We start from the raw sequence: 17,605 nt of genomic DNA on the forward strand, positions 1-17,605 counted from the left end.
TACATTGGAAAGTGTTCCTCTGTAGGAGCTGCCGAAGACTGCGATTTTTTGTTTTTAAGGCTTAAGGCCGGGCCTTGAGCTGCGCTTCTGCAGCCTTGGCCAGATCCGGCGGCAGGAAGTCCTTGTCCGGGTTGTAGTCGGCTTTCAGATACCGCCGCAGATCTTCCAGATCCCCCGGATTCAACGTCCCCGCCGCCTGCTTCAAGCGCAGGTTGTCGAGGATGTAGTCGTAGCGCGTGTTGTTGTAGTTGCGCACCGAGGTGTACAGCTGACGCTGCGCATCGAGCACGTCAACGATGTTGCGCGTGCCGACCTGATAGCCAATCTCGGTCGCTTCCACCGCGCTCTGGTTGGAGATGATCGACTGACGACGCGCCTGCACCTGCTCGACATCAGTGTTCACCGCGCGGTGCAGATTGCGGGTGCTTTCGACGATCTGCCGACGCAGCGATTCGCGCTGTTGTTCGCTCTGATTCAGTTGCTCGTACGACTGACGCACTTGCGAGCTGGTCAGCCCGCCGCTGTAGATCGGGATATTCAGTTGCAGGCCGACCGTGCTCTGTTCGACGTTGCCGTGGTAAGGCGTGCCGAACGAGTTCGGGTTGGCAAAACCGAGCGCGTCGTTGTCACCCTTTTCGTATTTCGCCACCGCATCAAGGGTCGGCAAGTGACCGGCCTTGCGCTGTTTCAACGTTTCTTCAGCCGAGCTGACAGCGAAGTTGCTGGCCAGCAGATTGAGGTTTTGTTTCGCCGCGGTATCGACCCACGCCTTGGCATCGTTCGGCGCCGGCGGCAGGATCGGCAGCGTGTGGACGATGCCCTGAAGCGAGTTGTACTGGCGGTTGGTCAGAGTGATCAGCGCTTCGAAGGCATCATCGACCTGACGCTGTGCAACGATGCGGTTGGCCCGCGCGGTGTCGTAACTGGCTTGCGATTGCAGGACGTCGGTCTTGTCCGAGAGGCCGACATCGAAGCGCTCGTTGGACTGGTCGAGCTGGCGTTTGAACGCGGCTTCTTCGGCCTTGGTCGACGCCAGGTTGTCCTGGCTGCGCAGCACGTTGAAATAGCTTTCGGCCGATTGCAGGATCAGGTTCTGCTCGGTCGCCGACAGTTGCAGGGCGGCTTGCTCGTTGACGTCTTTGGCGGCCTGATACTGGAACCAGCGATCGGCGCGGAACAACGGCTGCGCCAGCGTCGCCTGGTAAGAATGAGCGCTGCGATTGGCAATGGCCGACGGCTGATCGATCGAGGTTCGCACATTGGCGGTTTCGGCACCGCCGGACAGGTTCGGCAGCAACCCGGCGCGGGCCTGTGGCACGACTTCTTTCTGCGCGCCGTACTGGGCGCGGGCGGCGGCGAGGTCGGCGTTGTTGTCGACCGCTTCCTGATAGACGCTGACCAGATCGGTTTTGGTCGACAAGGGCGCTTCTGCTGCCCAGGCCATTGCGTTGGACGCACAAGACACGGCAACAGCCAGTGAGAGTTTGCGCAGCATGAGGCGATCCCTAGCATTAATATTATGGAAGTAATCCGGGCGCCAAAGGTAAGGCGCAGGCCCCGCAGCGTCAAGGCTCGACGGGGCAAAGCGAGTGTAGTTGCGCAAGCGCATCACAACAATCGGCCCAACCTGTGTATTTGCGCCATTCATCATGGTGTTTGCTGCGGTGTTGGCGTTCTTTGCCGGTTGTGTCTAGACTGGCCGGGTTCTTGTCGGGGTGCCTTGCTATGAGGCTGAGATCGAATAATTTCGGATCCCGTTGAACCTGATCAGGTTAGCGCCTGCGTAGGGAACAAGATTTCTCGTCACCCGGCGAGTCCTCTTGTGCTTCGTCCGGGAAATTGTTCGACAATCGAACGCTCGACGACGATGCACAGCACCGGTCCTGGTGCGTCCGTGCCTTTCAGGTTCTGCTCCGACAATCCACTGCCTGGATGCTGTCTGGAGAGCCCGTGATGACTACAAAATCAAAAAACGCGATCAACCTGAGTGACTCGGCCAAGGTCGACGAGCAATCGGTCAAGCCGTTCACCCGTTCGCAAAAAGTCTACGTTCAGGGCTCCCGCCCGGACATCCGCGTACCGATGCGCGAAATCACCCTCGATGTGACCCCTACCGACTTCGGCGGCGAAATCAATGCGCCGGTGACCGTCTACGACACCTCGGGCCCGTACACCGATCCGAACGTGATCATCGATGTGCGCAAAGGTCTGGCCGATGTGCGTTCGGCGTGGATCGACGACCGTGGCGACACCGAGCGTCTGACGGGGCTGAGTTCCAACTTCGGCCGTGAGCGCCTCGCCGACCCGGAACTGACCAAACTGCGCTTTGCCCACGTCAACAACCCGCGCCGCGCCAAGGCTGGCGGCAATGTCACGCAGATGCACTACGCGCGTCAGGGCATCATCACGCCCGAGATGGAATTCGTCGCCATCCGCGAAAACATGAAGCTTGAGGTGGCCCGCGCCGCCGGCCTGCTGGACCAGCAACACCCGGGTCACAGCTTCGGCGCCAGCGTGCCGAAAATCATCACCCCTGAATTTGTCCGCGAAGAGATCGCTCGCGGCCGCGCAATCATCCCGGCCAACATCAACCACACCGAACTGGAACCGATGATCATCGGCCGTAACTTCCTGGTGAAGATCAACGGCAACATCGGCAACAGCGCGCTGGGTTCGTCCATCGAAGAAGAAGTGGCGAAACTGACCTGGGGCATTCGCTGGGGTGCGGACAACATCATGGACTTGTCCACCGGCAAGCACATTCACGAAACCCGCGAGTGGATCATCCGTAACTCGCCAGTGCCGATCGGTACAGTGCCGATCTATCAGGCGCTGGAAAAAGTCGGCGGCGCGGCCGAAGACCTGACCTGGGAGCTGTTCCGCGACACGCTGATCGAGCAGGCCGAGCAGGGCGTCGACTACTTCACCATTCACGCTGGCGTGTTGCTGCGCTACGTGCCGCTGACCGCCAAACGCGTGACCGGTATCGTTTCCCGTGGCGGTTCGATCATGGCCAAGTGGTGCCTGGCGCACCACAAAGAGAACTTCGCCTACACGCATTTCGAAGAAATCTGCGAAATCATGAAAGCCTACGACGTCAGCTTCTCGCTGGGCGATGGCTTGCGGCCGGGTTCGATTGCCGACGCCAACGATGCCGCGCAATTCGGCGAACTGGAAACCCTCGGCGAACTGACCAAGATTGCCTGGAAGCACGACGTGCAAACCATGATCGAAGGCCCGGGCCATGTGCCGATGCAGTTGATCAAAGAGAACATGGACAAGCAGCTGGAGTGCTGCGACGAGGCGCCGTTCTACACCCTCGGCCCGCTGACCACCGACATCGCGCCTGGCTATGACCACATCACCTCCGGTATCGGTGCGGCGATGATCGGCTGGTTCGGTTGCGCGATGCTCTGTTACGTGACGCCGAAGGAGCACTTGGGCCTGCCGAACAAGGATGACGTGAAAACCGGGATCATCACTTACAAGATCGCGGCGCATGCGGCGGACTTGGCCAAAGGGCATCCGGGCGCACAGATTCGCGACAACGCCCTGAGCAAGGCGCGTTTCGAATTCCGTTGGGAAGACCAGTTCAACCTCGGTCTGGACCCGGACACCGCCCGTTCGTATCACGATGAAACCCTGCCGAAGGATTCGGCCAAGGTCGCGCACTTCTGTTCGATGTGCGGGCCGAAATTCTGCTCGATGAAGATCACTCAGGAAGTCCGCGAATACGCGGCCAACCAGCGGATCGACGCGGTCGACGTGGACGTCGCCCAAGGCCTGGCGGAACAGGCCGAGCGGTTCAAGAAGGAAGGCAGTCAGCTGTACAAGAAAGTCTAGCCCCGAGCGGCAAGCTACAAGCTGCAAGATCAGAAGCAGTCCGCGCACTGCTTCTAACTTGTAGCTCGCAGCTTGCAGCTTTTTCTCTGCTCTTTTTTGAGATAACACCCTTGAGCATTCAACCCAGCACTTATTCTCCCGACCTCGCCGTACCCGCCGACAAGCGTGTATTCGGCGGTCGTGATCTGTTTTCCCTGTGGTTCTCCCTCGGCATCGGCCTGATGGTCCTGCAGACCGGCGCATTGCTCGCGCCAGGTCTGGGCCTGTCCGGTTCGTTGTTGGCAATTTTCCTCGGCACGCTGGTCGGCGTTCTGCTGCTGGCCGCCGTTGGCGTGATCGGCAGCGACACTGGCCTGTCGTCGATGGCCGCGCTGAAACTCAGCCTCGGCAGCAAAGGCGCAAGCCTGCCGGCGCTGCTCAACCTGCTGCAACTGATCGGTTGGGGCTCGTTTGAAATCATCGTCATGCGCGATGCGGCCAGCCTGCTCGGCACCCGCGCGTTCAGCGAAGGTTCGCTGTGGTCGAATCCCGTTCTGTGGACACTGTTTTTCGGCGCGCTGGCGACGCTGCTTGCGGTCAGCGGGCCGCTGACTTTCGTGCGGCAGATTCTGCGCAAGTGGGGCATCTGGCTGCTGCTCGCTGCGTGCCTCTGGCTGACCTGGAACCTGTTTGCCAAAGCCGATCTGGCCGATCTCTGGTCGCGCGCCGGTGACGGTTCGATGCCGTTCGCCGTGGGCTTCGACATTGCGATCGCGATGCCGCTGTCGTGGTTGCCGCTGATCGCTGACTACTCGCGTTTCGGCAAACGTGCGAAAAATGTTTTTGGTGGCACTGCGGTCGGTTTCTTCATCGGCAACTTCTGGCTGATGAGCCTCGGCGTCGCCTACACTCTGGCCTTCGCGCCAAGCGGTGAAGTCAATGCGCTGTTGCTGGCTCTGGCTGGCGCCGGTCTGGGCATTCCGCTGTTGCTGATTCTGCTGGATGAGTCGGAAAACGCTTTCGCCGACATTCACTCGGCAGCGGTTTCCAGCGGGATTCTATTGCGTCTGAAAGTCGAGCATCTGGCCTTGGCCATCGGTGTGATCTGCACGCTGATCGCCCTGCTGGCGCCGTTGGCGCAGTACCAGAATTTCCTGCTGTTGATCGGCTCGGTGTTTGCGCCGCTGTTCGGCGTGGTGCTGGTGGATCACTTCATTCTGCGCAAGCGCAGTGCTCAGGTCGCCTCGGCCGCATTGCGCTGGCCGGCGTTGTTGGCGTGGCTGGGTGGCGTGAGCACCTACCACTTGCTGGCGAATCTGTATCCGGATGTTGGTGCAACCCTGCCGGCGCTGGTGCTGGCAGGGCTGTTGCAACTGGTTCTGGGCCGAGCCTTCAGTTACGGCCGGGAAACAGCTCAGGCTTGAGAATGCCGTTCAGACGCGGGTAAGGAATCTTCAGTTCGACGTGGCCCAGTGCGTAAGGCGCGATGGTGCTCACGTCGTACTTGAGAATCACGCCGCCATAGGTCAGCGCCACGTTCGGGGTTTTCACGAACGGCCAGCTCTTCACAAAATCCGCTTCCTGATCGAGCTTGGTGCTGATCAACCAGCTGTTGTGCGCAACCTGCGCCGCTTTCCAGAATGCCTCTTCCTGACCCGGCAGCAACATGTCCGACAGGTTCAGCACTTTGTGCTGCTGGCGCGAATAGTTGATGAAACCGCGACCCGGTGTGCCATGGGCGCCGCCGGTATCCAGGTAGCTCGACACTTCGATGATCACCAAGCCGTCATGCTGCTCGCGTACTTTCGCTTGCAGGTAGCTGCTGTTGCGCGGGCCGGCACTGGCGAGGAACTGATCGCGATAGGCAGCCAGAGTCGGCGCCACCGGGGCGTTCTTCTCGGTGCGGGTCATTTGCAGCAGACGTTTTTCGATGATGCCGTCCAGTGCCGGTTCGGCCGGGAAGCGCAGGGTGTCGATGTTCACCAGTGGGCAGTCAGGGTTGGAACATCCAGGCTTAAGCTGTTCCGACGCATCGCGGGTGGTTTCCAGCGGTGTGCGGTAGTTGGGCTGGAACAGGCTGGCGCACGCGCCCAGAGTCAGGGCGATGGCGGCCACGGAGGCAATTTTGAAAAGCGACATGGGCGTCCTTTCGAAAGCAGGGGAAGGCAAAAAGTTACCGCTTCGACTCTCAACGAAGCAGTCAGTTCGCCACTAAGCTAATTAGAGTGGGTTTCGCCGCCACCGTCCATCCCGCTGACGGTAAAGGGGCTGCATCAAACCGTTCGGGCGCGTTAGGATGGCGCGAAGTCGAGACTGCCAGTTACACCAAGGCAACTCGTAATGGATCTGCAGTAAAGAGGATGCTCATGACTGATTTTGCCAACGCCATTCCGACCGCCGTCGATATCGTGCGGCGCGAAAAATGCTACGAGGGCTTTTACAAGCTCGACCGTGTGCACCTGCGCCATGAGCTGTTCGCGGGTGGCATGAGCCGCGAGATCAACCGTGAAGTGTTCGTGCGCCACGACGCCGTTTGTGTGCTGCCCTACGATCCGCAGCGCGACGAAGTGGTATTGATCGAGCAGTTTCGCGTTGGCGCCATGGGCAAGGCCGATAACCCTTGGCTGGTCGAACTGGTCGCCGGTCTGATCGACAAGGACGAGCAGCCAGAAGAAGTTGCTCACCGCGAGGCGCAGGAGGAAGCTGGACTGGACATCAAGGCCCTGTGGCCGATGACCAAATATTTCCCGTCGCCGGGCGGCAGCAACGAGTTCGTGCATTTGTATCTGGGGCGTTGCAGCACTGATGGCGTTGGTGGCTTGCATGGCCTGGAAGAAGAGGCAGAAGATATCCGCGTCACGGTCTGGGCCTTTGAAGATGCCTTGCAGGCCGTCCGCGACGGACGCATTGCCAACGCGGCGAGCATCATCGCTTTGCAGTGGCTGGCGCTGAACCGCGCCGAAGTGAGGGGGTTATGGTCGTAAACAAGTTGCGCGATCGTTATCGAGTCGACCTCGCGGGGCTGCAAGCCGCCTGCGAGGCCAACTACGCGCGCCTGATGCGACTGGTCCCGGACATGCGCAACGAACCCGAGGCGCGGCGCATCGCCGTGACTCAGGGCGAACAGATGCTTGGCGTGCTGGCCCTTGAAGTGCTGCAAACCTGCCCTTACACCACGACGTTGCAGGTGCGCCAGGAACACAGTCTGCCCTGGCTGCCGGTGCCGCAACTCGAAGTGCAGGTCTATCACGACGCGCGCATGGCCGAAGTGGTCAGCGCCGAACATGCACGACGCTTTCGCGGCATCTATCCTTACCCGAACGCGGCCATGCATCAGCCAGATGAAAAAGCTCAGCTCAATCTGTTCCTGGGGGAATGGCTGAGTCATTGCCTGGCGTTGGGGCATGAGTACGAAGTCGTACGCTAGTTGTGAACTGCGTCCGGTTCGGCGGTTTCCTCTTTCACTGATCCCCCAGCATAATTGCGGTACTTGATCGATTCCGTGCTTTTGCCTTGGGAGAACGCCTTGCCGAGCGTATCCACGTTGACCTCCGCCGATCCGGCGTTGCTGGTGCAGTTGTCCGACAGCCATCTGTTCGCCGAAGCGGACGGCACACTGCTGGGCATGAACACCCGCGACAGCCTGCAAAAGGTCATCGAACTGGTGCTTGGGCAGCAGCCGCAGATCGACCTGATTCTGGCCACCGGCGATATCTCGCAGGACGGCACGCTGGAGTCGTATCGGCAGTTTCGCCAGATGAGCGCGCAGATTGTTGCGCCGGCGCGCTGGATTCCCGGTAATCACGACGAACCGATGATCATGGCCGAGGCCGCCGTGCAGAGCGCGCTGCTGGAGTCGGTAGTCGATATCGGCAACTGGCGGGTGACGCTGCTGGATTCGGCAGTGCCGGGTTCGGTGCCGGGCTATTTGCAGGATGATCAACTGCAACTGCTGGCCCGCTCGCTGAGCGAAGCGCCGGAGCGGCATCACCTGGTGTGCTTTCATCATCATCCGGTTTCGATCGGCTGCGCGTGGATGGAGCCGATTGGCTTGCGCAATCCCGAGGCGTTTTTCGAAGTGCTGGATCGTTTTCCACAGGCCCGCGCGGTGTTGTGGGGGCATGTGCATCAGGAGATTGATCGTGAGCGCAATGGCGTGCGCTTGATGGCTTCGCCTTCGACGTGCATTCAGTTTGAGCCGGGGAGTGAGGATTTTAAGGTGGGTGAGCAGGCGCCTGGGTATCGGTGGTTGCGGTTGTTGCCGGATGGGCGGTTGGAAACCGGGGTTGAGCGCGTCACCGACTTCGAGTTCACTGTCGACTACGGCTCCAACGGTTATTGAGCGACAAATCAAAACCCTCACCCCAGCCCTCTCCCAGAGGGAGAGGGGGCCGACCGAGGTGTCTGGCGTCATCCATCGACCTGAAAGAATGTGTCGATTATGGATTCGCTGAAGCTCGCTCAAGTCGGTGTAACACTTGAATCTCCCCCATTCAGTTCCCTCTCCCTCCGGGAGAGGGCTAGGGTGAGGGCCGCCCCTGCTGAATGACCAAATTCTCGAAACCACCCCCAATCCAATCTTCTCTCCCTGTAAACTCCGCAAACCCAAACCGACACCCAGGGAGCTCAAATGTCCGGTTCGATCCTCTATATCCACGGTTTCAACAGCGCCCCGGCCTCGAAAAAGGCCTGTCAGCTGGTAACGGTGATGGAGCAACTGGGTTTGAGCGACAAACTGCGTGTCCCGGCCCTGCATCACCATCCGCGCGAAGCCATCGGTCAGTTGGAGCAGGCAATCGCCGAGCTGGGCTGCCCGCTGCTGGTGGGAAGCTCACTCGGCGGCTACTATGCGACTCACCTCGCCGAGCGCCATGGCCTGAAAGCCCTGCTGGTCAACCCGGCGGTTAGCCCGCACCGGATGTTCGACGGCTACCTGGGCACGCAGAAAAACCTGTATACCGATGAAACCTGGGAATTGACCCACGACCACGTTGCGGCCCTGGCCGAGCTGGAAGTGCCAGCACCTGTGGACGCCCAGCGTTATCAGGTCTGGTTGCAGACCGGCGATGAAACACTGGATTATCGCCTCGCCCAGCAGTATTACCGCGCCTGTGCCCTGCGCATTCAGGCCGGCGGCGACCACAGTTTCCAAGGCTTTGCCGGCCAGTTGCCGGCGTTGCTGAGTTTTGCCGGCATTGGTGCCGATGTGTATCAGGCAATCGATTTCACCGCACTGTGAAGTCTTGCCCCTATTTCATGAATGACTGACGACGAGACCCTATGGCCACTCCCAGCGCTAGCTCTTATAACGCCGACGCCATCGAAGTCCTCTCGGGCCTCGACCCGGTGCGCAAACGCCCCGGCATGTACACCGACACTAGTCGGCCGAACCACCTCGCCCAGGAAGTCATCGACAACAGCGTCGACGAAGCCTTGGCCGGCCACGCCAAATCGGTGCAGGTCATCCTGCACGCCGACCACTCGCTGGAAGTCAGCGATGATGGCCGTGGCATGCCGGTCGACATCCACCCGGAAGAGGGCGTGTCGGGCGTCGAGCTGATCCTCACCAAACTCCATGCGGGCGGCAAGTTTTCCAACAAGAACTACCAGTTCTCCGGCGGTCTGCACGGCGTGGGTATTTCCGTGGTCAACGCCTTGTCGACCGAAGTCCGTGTGCGCGTGAAGCGTGACGGCAATGAATACCAGATGACCTTCGCCGATGGCTACAAAGCCACCGAGCTGGAAATCGTCGGCGCCGTCGGCAAGCGCAACACCGGCACTAGCGTGTACTTCGCGCCGGATCCGAAATATTTCGACTCACCAAAATTCTCCATCAGCCGCCTCAAGCACGTGCTCAAGGCCAAGGCCGTTTTGTGCCCGGGGCTGCTGGTCAGCTTTGAAGACAAAGGCACCGGCGAGAAAGTCGAGTGGCATTACGAAGACGGCTTGCGCTCGTATCTGGTCGACGCCGTCAGCGAATTCGAGCGTCTGCCGGACGAACCATTCTGCGGCGCTTTCGCCGGTAATAAAGAAGCGGTCGACTGGGCGCTGCTGTGGTTGCCGGAAGGTGGCGACGCGGTGCAGGAAAGCTACGTCAACCTGATCCCGACGGCGCAGGGCGGTACTCACGTCAACGGTTTGCGTCAGGGTTTGCTCGACGCGATGCGCGAGTTCTGCGAATTCCGCAGCCTGTTGCCGCGCGGTGTGAAGCTGGCGCCGGAAGACGTCTGGGAGCGCATCGCGTTCGTCCTGTCGATGAAAATGCAGGAGCCGCAATTCTCCGGCCAGACCAAAGAGCGACTGTCATCGCGTGAAGCGGCGGCGTTTGTCTCCGGAGTGGTCAAGGACGCCTTCAGCCTGTGGCTCAACGCCAACCCGGAAACCGGTCTGGCCCTGGCCGAACTGGCGATCAACAACGCCGGCCGTCGTCTCAAGGCCAGCAAGAAAGTCGAGCGCAAACGCGTCACCGCAGGTCCGGCATTGCCGGGCAAACTGGCGGATTGCGCCGGGCAGGACCCGATGCGTTCCGAACTGTTCCTGGTCGAAGGTGATTCCGCTGGCGGTTCTGCCAAGCAAGCGCGGGACAAGGAGTTCCAGGCGATCCTGCCGTTGCGCGGCAAGATCCTCAACACCTGGGAAGTCGACGGCAGCGAAGTGCTGGCCAGTCAGGAAGTACACAACATTGCCGTGGCCATCGGTGTCGATCCGGGCGCGGCGGACATGAGCCAGCTGCGCTACGGCAAGATCTGCATCCTCGCCGACGCCGACTCCGACGGTCTGCACATTGCCACGCTGCTCTGCGCCTTGTTCGTCCAGCATTTCCGCCCGCTGGTGGAGGCCGGTCACGTCTACGTCGCCATGCCGCCGCTGTATCGCATCGACCTCGGCAAAGAAATCTACTACGCCCTCGACGATGCCGAGCGTGACGGCATTCTCGATCGCTTGGTCGCCGAGAAGAAACGCGGCAAACCGCAGGTCACCCGATTCAAAGGTCTGGGTGAAATGAACCCGCCGCAGCTGCGTGAAACCACCATGGACCCGAACACTCGGCGTCTGGTGCAACTGACGCTGGGCGAAGACTTCGCCGAAACCTCGGAAATGATGGACATGCTGCTGGCGAAGAAACGCGCCGGTGACCGCAAGACCTGGCTGGAATCCAAAGGCAACCTCGCCGAGGTGCTGGCCTGATGCGGTTTGGGGTTGCCTTCGCGGGTGCCTTGCTGCTGAGTGCAATGAATGTGTCGGCCGAGCCGTTGCAGGAATTGCGCCTGCTCTCCGAGCACCCGGTCGATGGCATGCGCGGCGGCAACCTGTCAGGGCTGGCATTGTGCGGCAATGAACTGTGGACTGTGTCCGATCGTGATGACGAGCAGATCTACCGGCTTAAAACCGCCGATCAGGTTTGGCAGGCGGAAACCGTGCACATCGACGTACCACCGGTGCCTGACAGCGGCTTGCCGTGGGGTATCAGCTCGCGGACCTGGGCCGCTTCGTTCATCCGTGGCGGTGATCTGGATTTTGAAGGCATCACCTGCGACAGCGCTGGCAACCGCTACATCGTCAGCGAGGCCCATGCGGCCGTGTTGCAGGTGCCGCCACAAGGCCCGGCGTCGTGGTTGAAAATCTCGCCAATGCTGGTGAAAGAAGCCCGGGCCAGTGGCATGTTGCTGCACTTCAATGCGCTATTCGAAGGTCTGGCGATCAACCCGGCGGGTGATCAGCTGTGGCTGGCGGCGGAGCGTGAGCGCCGTGGCTTGCTGAAGATCAAGCGCCAGCAAACGGTCTGGGATTGTGACGGTGCCTGTGTGCTGCTCAGTGAAGCCGGGGTCGAAATGCAGCCGCCGCAGTTTCCCAAGGCCCGCGCCGTCACCCGCGATTTCGCCGATCTGTCGCTGTTCAATGGCAAGCTGTTTACTCTTGAACGCAACGCGTTTCAGATCTGCCGTCGCGATGTGGTGACCGCCAAAGTCGAACAATGCTGGTCCTTCGCCGAGGATGCCTTGCAGCCACAGCGCCTGTATTCACAGGCCTATGGTCTGGCGGAAGCGCTGGTGGTCGATGCGCAAGGTGCATGGATTGGTCTGGACAACAACGATGGCGTGCGTGCCGATGGCGAGAAACGCCCGATCGTCTGGCGCTTCGCTGCGCCTGACGGTGGCTGGAGCGCCAAGCCATGAGCCAGCAACCACCGGGCAAGCGCGCCGGTCGAGTGCTGATGATTCTGGCGTGGTGCGCGGCGCTGTTTCTGGCCACGCGGTTTTTCGGCCAGTGGGAACAGCGCCAGCAGAATCCGAACGTCGTAGTCAGTTCGGAGCAGGGAGAAGGTTTTATCGAAGTGAAGCTGGCCGGCAACGCCCAAGGGCATTTTGTCGCCAGCGGCCAGATCAACGGCGAACCGGTGGAGTTCATGCTCGACACCGGCGCGACCGATGTGGCGATCCCGGCGGATCTGGCCAAACGTTTGAAGCTGGAAGAAGGCTTCGGTGTGACCCTGAGCACGGCCAACGGTCTGAGCCAGGGCTATCGGACCAAAATCGACCGCCTGCAACTGGGCGACATCGTGCTGCGGGATGTCCGCGCACTGGTCGCGCCGGGGCTGCATGGCGATCAGGTGCTGCTCGGCATGAGCGCCCTGAACAAACTTGAATTTACTCAGCGCGGTGGCACCATGCTGCTGCGCCAGACAACGAACCGATGAGGTCTGCATGAGCAACCCCCTTGATCTCAGCCTGGACGGTGTAGAGCGCCGTTCGCTGGCCGACTTCACCGAAACAGCCTACCTCAACTACTCCATGTACGTGATCATGGACCGTGCTCTGCCGCATATCGGCGACGGCTTGAAACCGGTACAGCGGCGTATCGTCTACGCCATGAGCGAGTTGGGCCTGGACGCCGATTCCAAGCACAAGAAATCGGCGCGTACCGTCGGTGACGTGCTCGGCAAGTTCCACCCGCACGGCGACTCGGCGTGCTACGAAGCAATGGTGCTGATGGCCCAGCCGTTCAGCTATCGCTACACGCTGGTCGACGGTCAGGGCAACTGGGGTGCGCCGGACGATCCGAAGTCCTTCGCCGCCATGCGTTACACCGAAGCACGTTTGTCGCGTTATTCCGAAGTGCTGCTCAGCGAACTCGGCCAAGGCACTGCAGATTGGGGCCCGAACTTCGACGGCACGCTGCAGGAGCCGCTGGTGCTGCCGGCGCGGCTGCCGAATATTCTGCTCAACGGCACTACCGGTATCGCCGTGGGCATGGCCACCGACGTGCCGCCGCACAACCTGCGCGAAGTCGCCACCGCGTGCGTGCGCCTGCTCGATGAGCCGAAAGCCACGGTTGAACAACTCTGCGAACATATTCAGGGGCCGGACTATCCGACCGAAGCGGAAATCATCACGCCGCGCGCCGACCTGCTGAAAATGTACGAAACCGGCAAGGGCTCGGTGCGCATGCGCGCCGTGTACCACGTCGAGGACGGCGACATCATCGTCACCGCGCTGCCGCATCAGGTGTCCGGCGCCAAGGTGCTGGAGCAGATCGCCGCGCTGATGCAGGCCAAGCCGTCGAAAGCCCCGCAGATCGCTGACCTGCGTGACGAATCCGACCACGAAAACCCGTGCCGCATCGTGATTATCCCGGTCAACAGCCGCGTCGATCACGAAGCCCTGATGCAGCACCTGTTCGCCAGCACCGAGCTGGAGTCGACCTACCGGGTCAACGTCAACATCATCGGTCTGGACGGCAAGCCGCAGCTGAAAAACCTCCGCGCCTTGCTGGTCGAATGGCTGGAATTCCGCGTGCAGACCGTGCGTCGCCGCCTGCAATTCCGTCTCGACAAGGTTGAGCGTCGTCTGCACCTGTTGGATGGTTTGTTGATCGCTTACCTCAACCTGGATGAAGTGATTCACATCATCCGCACCGAGGAGCACCCGAAAGCCAAGCTGATCGAGCGTTTCGCCCTCAGCGAGATTCAGGCCGACTACATCCTCGACACCCGTCTGCGTCAGTTGGCGCGACTGGAAGAGATGAAGCTGCGCGACGAGCAGGACGAACTGCTCAAGGAACAAGCCAAGCTGCAAGCCTTGCTGGGCAGCGAAGCCAAGTTGAAGAAGCTGGTGCGTACCGAGCTGATCAAAGATGCCGAAACCTATGGCGATGATCGTCGTTCGCCAATCGTTGAACGTGCCGAAGCCAAAGCGCTGACCGAACACGATCTGCTGCCGAACGAGAAAGTCACCGTCGTGCTGTCGGAAAAAGGCTGGATCCGTTCGGCCAAGGGCCACGACATCGACGCCACCGGCCTGTCGTACAAGGCCGGCGACGGCTTCAAGACCTCGGCGGCGGGGCGCTCCAACCAGTCTGCTGTGGTGATTGACTCCACTGGCCGCAGCTATTCGGTCGCCGCGCATACGCTGCCGTCGGCGCGTGGCCAGGGCGAACCGTTGACCGGTCGTCTGACACCGCCACCGGGCGCCTCGTTTGAATGCGTGCTGATGCCGGAAGACGATGCGCTGTACGTGATCGCTTCCGACGCCGGTTACGGTTTCGTCGTAAAAGGCGAAGACCTGCAAGCCAAGAACAAGGCCGGTAAAGCCCTGTTGAGCCTGCCGAACAACGCCAAAGTGATTGCGCCGCGTCCGGTGGCCGATCGTGAGCACAATTGGCTGGCCTCGGTCACGACCGAAGGTCGCCTGCTGATCTTCAAAATCAGCGATCTGCCACAATTAGGGAAGGGCAAAGGCAACAAGATCATCGGTATTTCCGGTGAACGTGTGGCCAGTCGCGAAGAATATGTCACGGACATCGCCGTCATTCCGGAAGGTGCCACATTGGTGCTGCAGGCCGGAAAACGGACCCTGTCGCTGAAGGCCGACGACCTCGAACACTACAAAGGTGAGCGTGGGCGTCGCGGGAATAAACTTCCGAGAGGCTTCCAGCGGGTCGATGCGCTGCTCGTCGAAAACCTCAATTAGGCGTCCTAGAGAGCTCGATCCACGATTTAACGCGTAGATCGACGCTTTGGCGCTGGAGTCGGAACGCATATTCACGGATGATATGGCCTTTCCAAGCGCCGGCGTGGCCGAGCGTTCTTCATATTTATTGAGTATTTTCACTGTGGTCAGCCTTGTGGCGGCCACCTGGACGGGATGATGACTGCTCTGCGCCCCCTTATTTTCCTGCTCGCCGGCGTTTTGGGCCTGGCGGGTTGCAGCGTTCACCAGCCGGTGTCGCTGTATCAACTGGACAGCGGAAGTCCGGTTCAGCCTGCGCAAAGCGCGGGCATGGCGGTTTTGTTAGGCCCGGTAGTCGTCGCTGATTACCTGCAACGTGAGACATTGCTGCAACGCCAACCGGACGGCAGTCTGCAAGCGGCGACCGACGGTCGTTGGGCTGGCAGCCTTTCGTCGGATATCGATCAGTTGCTGATGCGCCAAGTGGCGGGTCATCTGGACAGCCAGCGTGTGGTGCTGGCACCGGCCACGACCGGGTTCACCCCGGATGTGCAGGTGTTGCTGACCATCACGCGTCTGGACTCCGGTCAGAAACAACCGGCGATCCTCGATGCGCAATGGCGTCTGATCGATCGTCGTGGTCAAGTGCGCGATAACCGCATCGTGCATCTGCAAGAACTGCATGCTGGCAGTACGGCTTCGCAGGTGCAGGCGCAGGGCATTTTGCTGCAGCGTCTGGCCGAGCAGTTGTCGGTGGCGCTGAAACCGTTGGCCAACCAGCCTCCGGTGGCTGAGGCGCCGCGTAAGTCGGCACCGAAACCGGCAGCTCCGGCGGCGGAAGCCGAGAAGCAGCCGAAGATACCGATGGCTTCGCCGATTCGTACGGATATGGAAGTGTTCCGCTTCTAAGCCTGAACCGAGTCAAAACAGAGCCCGCCTTTTGCGGGCTTTGTTGTGTCTGGGATAGAAGATCAAAAGCCCCTCACCCCAGCCCTCTCCCCGAGGGAGAGGGAGCCGACCTTGGTGTCTGGCGCTATTCATCGACCTGAAAGATCTTGGCGATTGTGGATTTGGTAGAGCAGGGGCCGACCGAAATGTCTGGCGCCCTACGTCGACGATCTTGGCGATTATGGATTCAAAGCAAGACGTTCAATTCGGTGTAGCTCCAGAATATCCCCCAATCGGTCCCCTCTCCCTCTGGGAGAGGGCTAGGGTGAGGGGCTCTTCAGCCACCCACAAAAAAGCCCGCAGACAATCGCTTGTCTGCGGGCTTTTTCACATCGGGCCTAATGCTTACGCCCGACGCTCATGCATCCGCGCCAGTTGCCGCTCGAGCATCGACGGATAAGGCTCCATCAACCGCTCCACGCAGCAAGCACCCTCAGGGCTGGCAATCGGGCGGATCCGCGCACGCTGGCGGATCAGCGCATCGTCACTGATCTTGCGCTCAACCAGCAGCAGGTTGCGGCTGTGCTGCGACAAGGCCAGCGCGTCCTGCGCCGAATCAGTCAGCAGCAGATCAATCTGGCTCAACCCGAACAGTTCATCGCCCAGCGTCAAACCCAATTGCAATTGCAGAGTGATGCCGCTGTCCGCGACTTCGATCTGCAACTGATGACCCAGCGCCCGCAGCAGTTCGCCACAGCAGATCGCATTGGTCAGGTAATCGTCGCCACTGTCTTCAGTGTGGAACAGCATCAGCGTGCTGCCGTCGTTCAGGGTTTCGATTTCGCCCTGATACAGCGACGCGGCCTGATCGAGACAGTCGCGATAACGCTCCTGCAACTCTTCCAGACGAGCGCGCGGCAAGCGGCGCAGTTGCTCCTGCGAGCCCAGTTGCACGGCCAGCACAGCGGTGTGCTGCGGCACGCTTGGCGACGGTTTACGGACGACGGGTTGGGGCGCGTCATTGAGCGACTCGTCGCGCAGATCGGCGAACGCGTCATCGTCATCATCGTCTTCGACGGTGCTGACCAGATGTCGCGGTGCTGGCTTCTGCGCGGCCATCGGACGGGTTTCGTCGAAACTCGGATCACGCAAGTTGCGCACCTCGAATTCCGGCTCGTCTTCTTCGTCCACGAACTCGGGTTCCGGTTCCGGTGCAGGCTCCGGCGCGTAGTTGGCGTGGAGCTGACGCGCCAGATCGCCGATTTCATCCTGACGATCGATGCCCGGCGTGTGTTCGTCGATGCGGCGCAACCAGACGCGCAATTGCAGCAGTGGCGTCGACAGATAGCGGCCCATGCGCAGGCTCAGGGCCAGCGACAGCGCCAGCAGAATCCCGCTGAGAATGCCCATGCTTTGCAGGCTGATGGTCATTGGCTGCTGGAACTGATCCATGTCGAGGCTGATGCGCAGTTGCCCGGCAGTCACGTCCTGGAAAGTGATCTTGCTCTCGTACATGCCTTCGGCTTCGCCCAGCAGGCTGTGCTTGGGCCGCTGACCGGACTCGGCGAGGATGCGGTTATCCACGCTGTAGATCGCCGCGTGGGCCACCAGTTTGTTCTTGGTCAGGTTGTTGAGCAGCACGTTGAGGCTGAGGATGTCGTTGGACACCAACAGCTCGGTGGCCGAGGTCGCGGTCTGCGTGGTCAGGCTTTCGCCCAGCGCATCGGCCTGCTGGTGCATGGCCTGCTTGAATTGCAAACCCATCACGCCGGCATAGATCACCAAGGCCAGAGCGACCAGGATCACGTTATGGCTGGCAATGCGCAATGCAATCGGTACACGGCGGTGTCGCAGTGCACGGAAGATCAGCAGGAAGAAGTTATCGGTTTTAACTGGCGTGGGCCGGTTCACTGAGCTCGGCTCTTTTGTCCGTGAAGTTGACGCGC

Annotated in this window: 14 protein-coding genes and 1 riboswitch; of the genes, 11 read left to right on the forward strand and 3 right to left on the reverse strand. The window is 60.6% G+C overall.

Features of this window, described 5'->3' with window-relative positions:
- Positions 1 to 61: 61 nt before the first annotated feature.
- Positions 62 to 1,495 (reverse strand): TolC family outer membrane protein, encoded by a 1,434-nt coding sequence (locus ACZZ0G_RS14345; RefSeq protein ID WP_463556565.1) that lies wholly within the window; start codon positions 1,493 to 1,495, stop codon positions 62 to 64.
- Positions 1,496 to 1,701: 206 nt separating this feature from the next.
- A riboswitch (TPP riboswitch) is annotated at positions 1,702 to 1,807 on the forward strand.
- 146 nt (positions 1,808 to 1,953) lie between these two features.
- Between ACZZ0G_RS14345 and thiC the strand changes: the two genes are divergently transcribed.
- Entirely contained in the window at positions 1,954 to 3,843 is a 1,890-nt protein-coding gene (gene thiC / locus ACZZ0G_RS14350; RefSeq protein WP_463556566.1) for a phosphomethylpyrimidine synthase ThiC, read from the forward strand.
- A gap of 110 nt (positions 3,844 to 3,953) precedes the next feature.
- Complete coding sequence (cytX, locus tag ACZZ0G_RS14355) at positions 3,954 to 5,246, forward strand: putative hydroxymethylpyrimidine transporter CytX (protein ID WP_007915751.1); 1,293 nt, start codon at positions 3,954 to 3,956, stop codon at positions 5,244 to 5,246.
- Here the strand turns inward: cytX and ACZZ0G_RS14360 are convergent.
- A complete protein-coding gene (locus tag ACZZ0G_RS14360) occupies positions 5,215 to 5,961 on the reverse strand; it encodes an RsiV family protein (RefSeq protein WP_463556567.1) in 747 nt (248 codons plus the stop codon). The genes cytX and ACZZ0G_RS14360 overlap by 32 nt on opposite strands.
- A gap of 227 nt (positions 5,962 to 6,188) precedes the next feature.
- On the opposite strand from ACZZ0G_RS14360, the gene ACZZ0G_RS14365 reads away from it, so the two are divergent.
- The 9 genes from ACZZ0G_RS14365 (at position 6,189) to ACZZ0G_RS14405 (ending at position 15,680) form a co-directional block, all read left to right on the forward strand.
- The gene (locus ACZZ0G_RS14365; protein ID WP_463397907.1) at positions 6,189 to 6,806 is read left to right on the forward strand and encodes an NUDIX domain-containing protein; all 618 of its coding nucleotides are present in this window, start codon (positions 6,189 to 6,191) and stop codon (positions 6,804 to 6,806) included.
- Positions 6,797 to 7,249, forward strand: coding sequence for a DUF1249 domain-containing protein (locus tag ACZZ0G_RS14370; protein WP_064117171.1), 453 nt, complete (start codon positions 6,797 to 6,799; stop codon positions 7,247 to 7,249). The genes ACZZ0G_RS14365 and ACZZ0G_RS14370 overlap by 10 nt, the downstream gene beginning before the upstream one ends.
- A 99-nt stretch (positions 7,250 to 7,348) precedes the next feature.
- Positions 7,349 to 8,164 carry a 3',5'-cyclic-AMP phosphodiesterase gene (cpdA, locus tag ACZZ0G_RS14375; RefSeq protein WP_463556568.1) on the forward strand — a complete coding sequence of 272 codons (816 nt, stop codon included), beginning with the start codon at positions 7,349 to 7,351 and terminating at the stop codon, positions 8,162 to 8,164.
- Positions 8,165 to 8,452: 288 nt separating this feature from the next.
- Positions 8,453 to 9,061: a YqiA/YcfP family alpha/beta fold hydrolase gene (locus ACZZ0G_RS14380; protein ID WP_463556569.1), complete on the forward strand. Its 609-nt coding sequence runs from the start codon at positions 8,453 to 8,455 to the stop codon at positions 9,059 to 9,061.
- A 41-nt stretch (positions 9,062 to 9,102) separates the two neighbouring features.
- Positions 9,103 to 11,010 carry a DNA topoisomerase IV subunit B gene (parE, locus tag ACZZ0G_RS14385; protein WP_463556570.1) on the forward strand — a complete coding sequence of 636 codons (1,908 nt, stop codon included), beginning with the start codon at positions 9,103 to 9,105 and terminating at the stop codon, positions 11,008 to 11,010.
- Positions 11,010 to 11,999 (forward strand): esterase-like activity of phytase family protein, encoded by a 990-nt coding sequence (locus ACZZ0G_RS14390; protein ID WP_463556571.1) that lies wholly within the window; start codon positions 11,010 to 11,012, stop codon positions 11,997 to 11,999. Before parE ends, ACZZ0G_RS14390 begins: the two co-directional genes overlap by 1 nt.
- Entirely contained in the window at positions 11,996 to 12,520 is a 525-nt protein-coding gene (locus ACZZ0G_RS14395) for a retropepsin-like aspartic protease family protein (RefSeq protein WP_007915776.1), read from the forward strand. The genes ACZZ0G_RS14390 and ACZZ0G_RS14395 overlap by 4 nt, the downstream gene beginning before the upstream one ends.
- Before the next feature lie 7 nt (positions 12,521 to 12,527).
- On the forward strand, positions 12,528 to 14,792 hold the full coding sequence (parC, locus tag ACZZ0G_RS14400) for a DNA topoisomerase IV subunit A (protein ID WP_463556572.1): 2,265 nt from the start codon (positions 12,528 to 12,530) through the stop codon (positions 14,790 to 14,792).
- Positions 14,793 to 14,969: 177 nt separating this feature from the next.
- Positions 14,970 to 15,680, forward strand: coding sequence for a PqiC family protein (locus tag ACZZ0G_RS14405; protein WP_007915780.1), 711 nt, complete (start codon positions 14,970 to 14,972; stop codon positions 15,678 to 15,680).
- 384 nt (positions 15,681 to 16,064) lie between these two features.
- Here ACZZ0G_RS14405 and ACZZ0G_RS14410 read toward each other — a convergent pair whose 3' ends face one another.
- Positions 16,065 to 17,570 carry an AhpA/YtjB family protein gene (locus tag ACZZ0G_RS14410; RefSeq protein WP_463556573.1) on the reverse strand — a complete coding sequence of 502 codons (1,506 nt, stop codon included), beginning with the start codon at positions 17,568 to 17,570 and terminating at the stop codon, positions 16,065 to 16,067.
- Positions 17,571 to 17,605: the final 35 nt, after the last annotated feature.

Source organism: Pseudomonas sp. AC169 (genome assembly GCF_979258515.1).

Excerpts from the sequence above, each read along its gene's own strand:
- ACZZ0G_RS14345 (WP_463556565.1), bottom strand. The coding sequence starts at position 1,495 with ATGCTGCGCAAACTCTCACTGGCTGTTGCCGTGTCTTGTGCGTCCAAC.
- thiC (WP_463556566.1), top strand. The coding sequence starts at position 1,954 with ATGACTACAAAATCAAAAAACGCGATCAACCTGAGTGACTCGGCCAAG.
- ACZZ0G_RS14360 (WP_463556567.1), bottom strand. The coding sequence starts at position 5,961 with ATGTCGCTTTTCAAAATTGCCTCCGTGGCCGCCATCGCCCTGACTCTG.
- ACZZ0G_RS14365 (WP_463397907.1), top strand. The coding sequence starts at position 6,189 with ATGACTGATTTTGCCAACGCCATTCCGACCGCCGTCGATATCGTGCGG.
- ACZZ0G_RS14370 (WP_064117171.1), top strand. The coding sequence starts at position 6,797 with ATGGTCGTAAACAAGTTGCGCGATCGTTATCGAGTCGACCTCGCGGGG.
- ACZZ0G_RS14380 (WP_463556569.1), top strand. The coding sequence starts at position 8,453 with ATGTCCGGTTCGATCCTCTATATCCACGGTTTCAACAGCGCCCCGGCC.
- parE (WP_463556570.1), top strand. The coding sequence starts at position 9,103 with ATGGCCACTCCCAGCGCTAGCTCTTATAACGCCGACGCCATCGAAGTC.
- ACZZ0G_RS14390 (WP_463556571.1), top strand. The coding sequence starts at position 11,010 with ATGCGGTTTGGGGTTGCCTTCGCGGGTGCCTTGCTGCTGAGTGCAATG.
- ACZZ0G_RS14395 (WP_007915776.1), top strand. The coding sequence starts at position 11,996 with ATGAGCCAGCAACCACCGGGCAAGCGCGCCGGTCGAGTGCTGATGATT.
- parC (WP_463556572.1), top strand. The coding sequence starts at position 12,528 with ATGAGCAACCCCCTTGATCTCAGCCTGGACGGTGTAGAGCGCCGTTCG.
- ACZZ0G_RS14405 (WP_007915780.1), top strand. The coding sequence starts at position 14,970 with ATGACTGCTCTGCGCCCCCTTATTTTCCTGCTCGCCGGCGTTTTGGGC.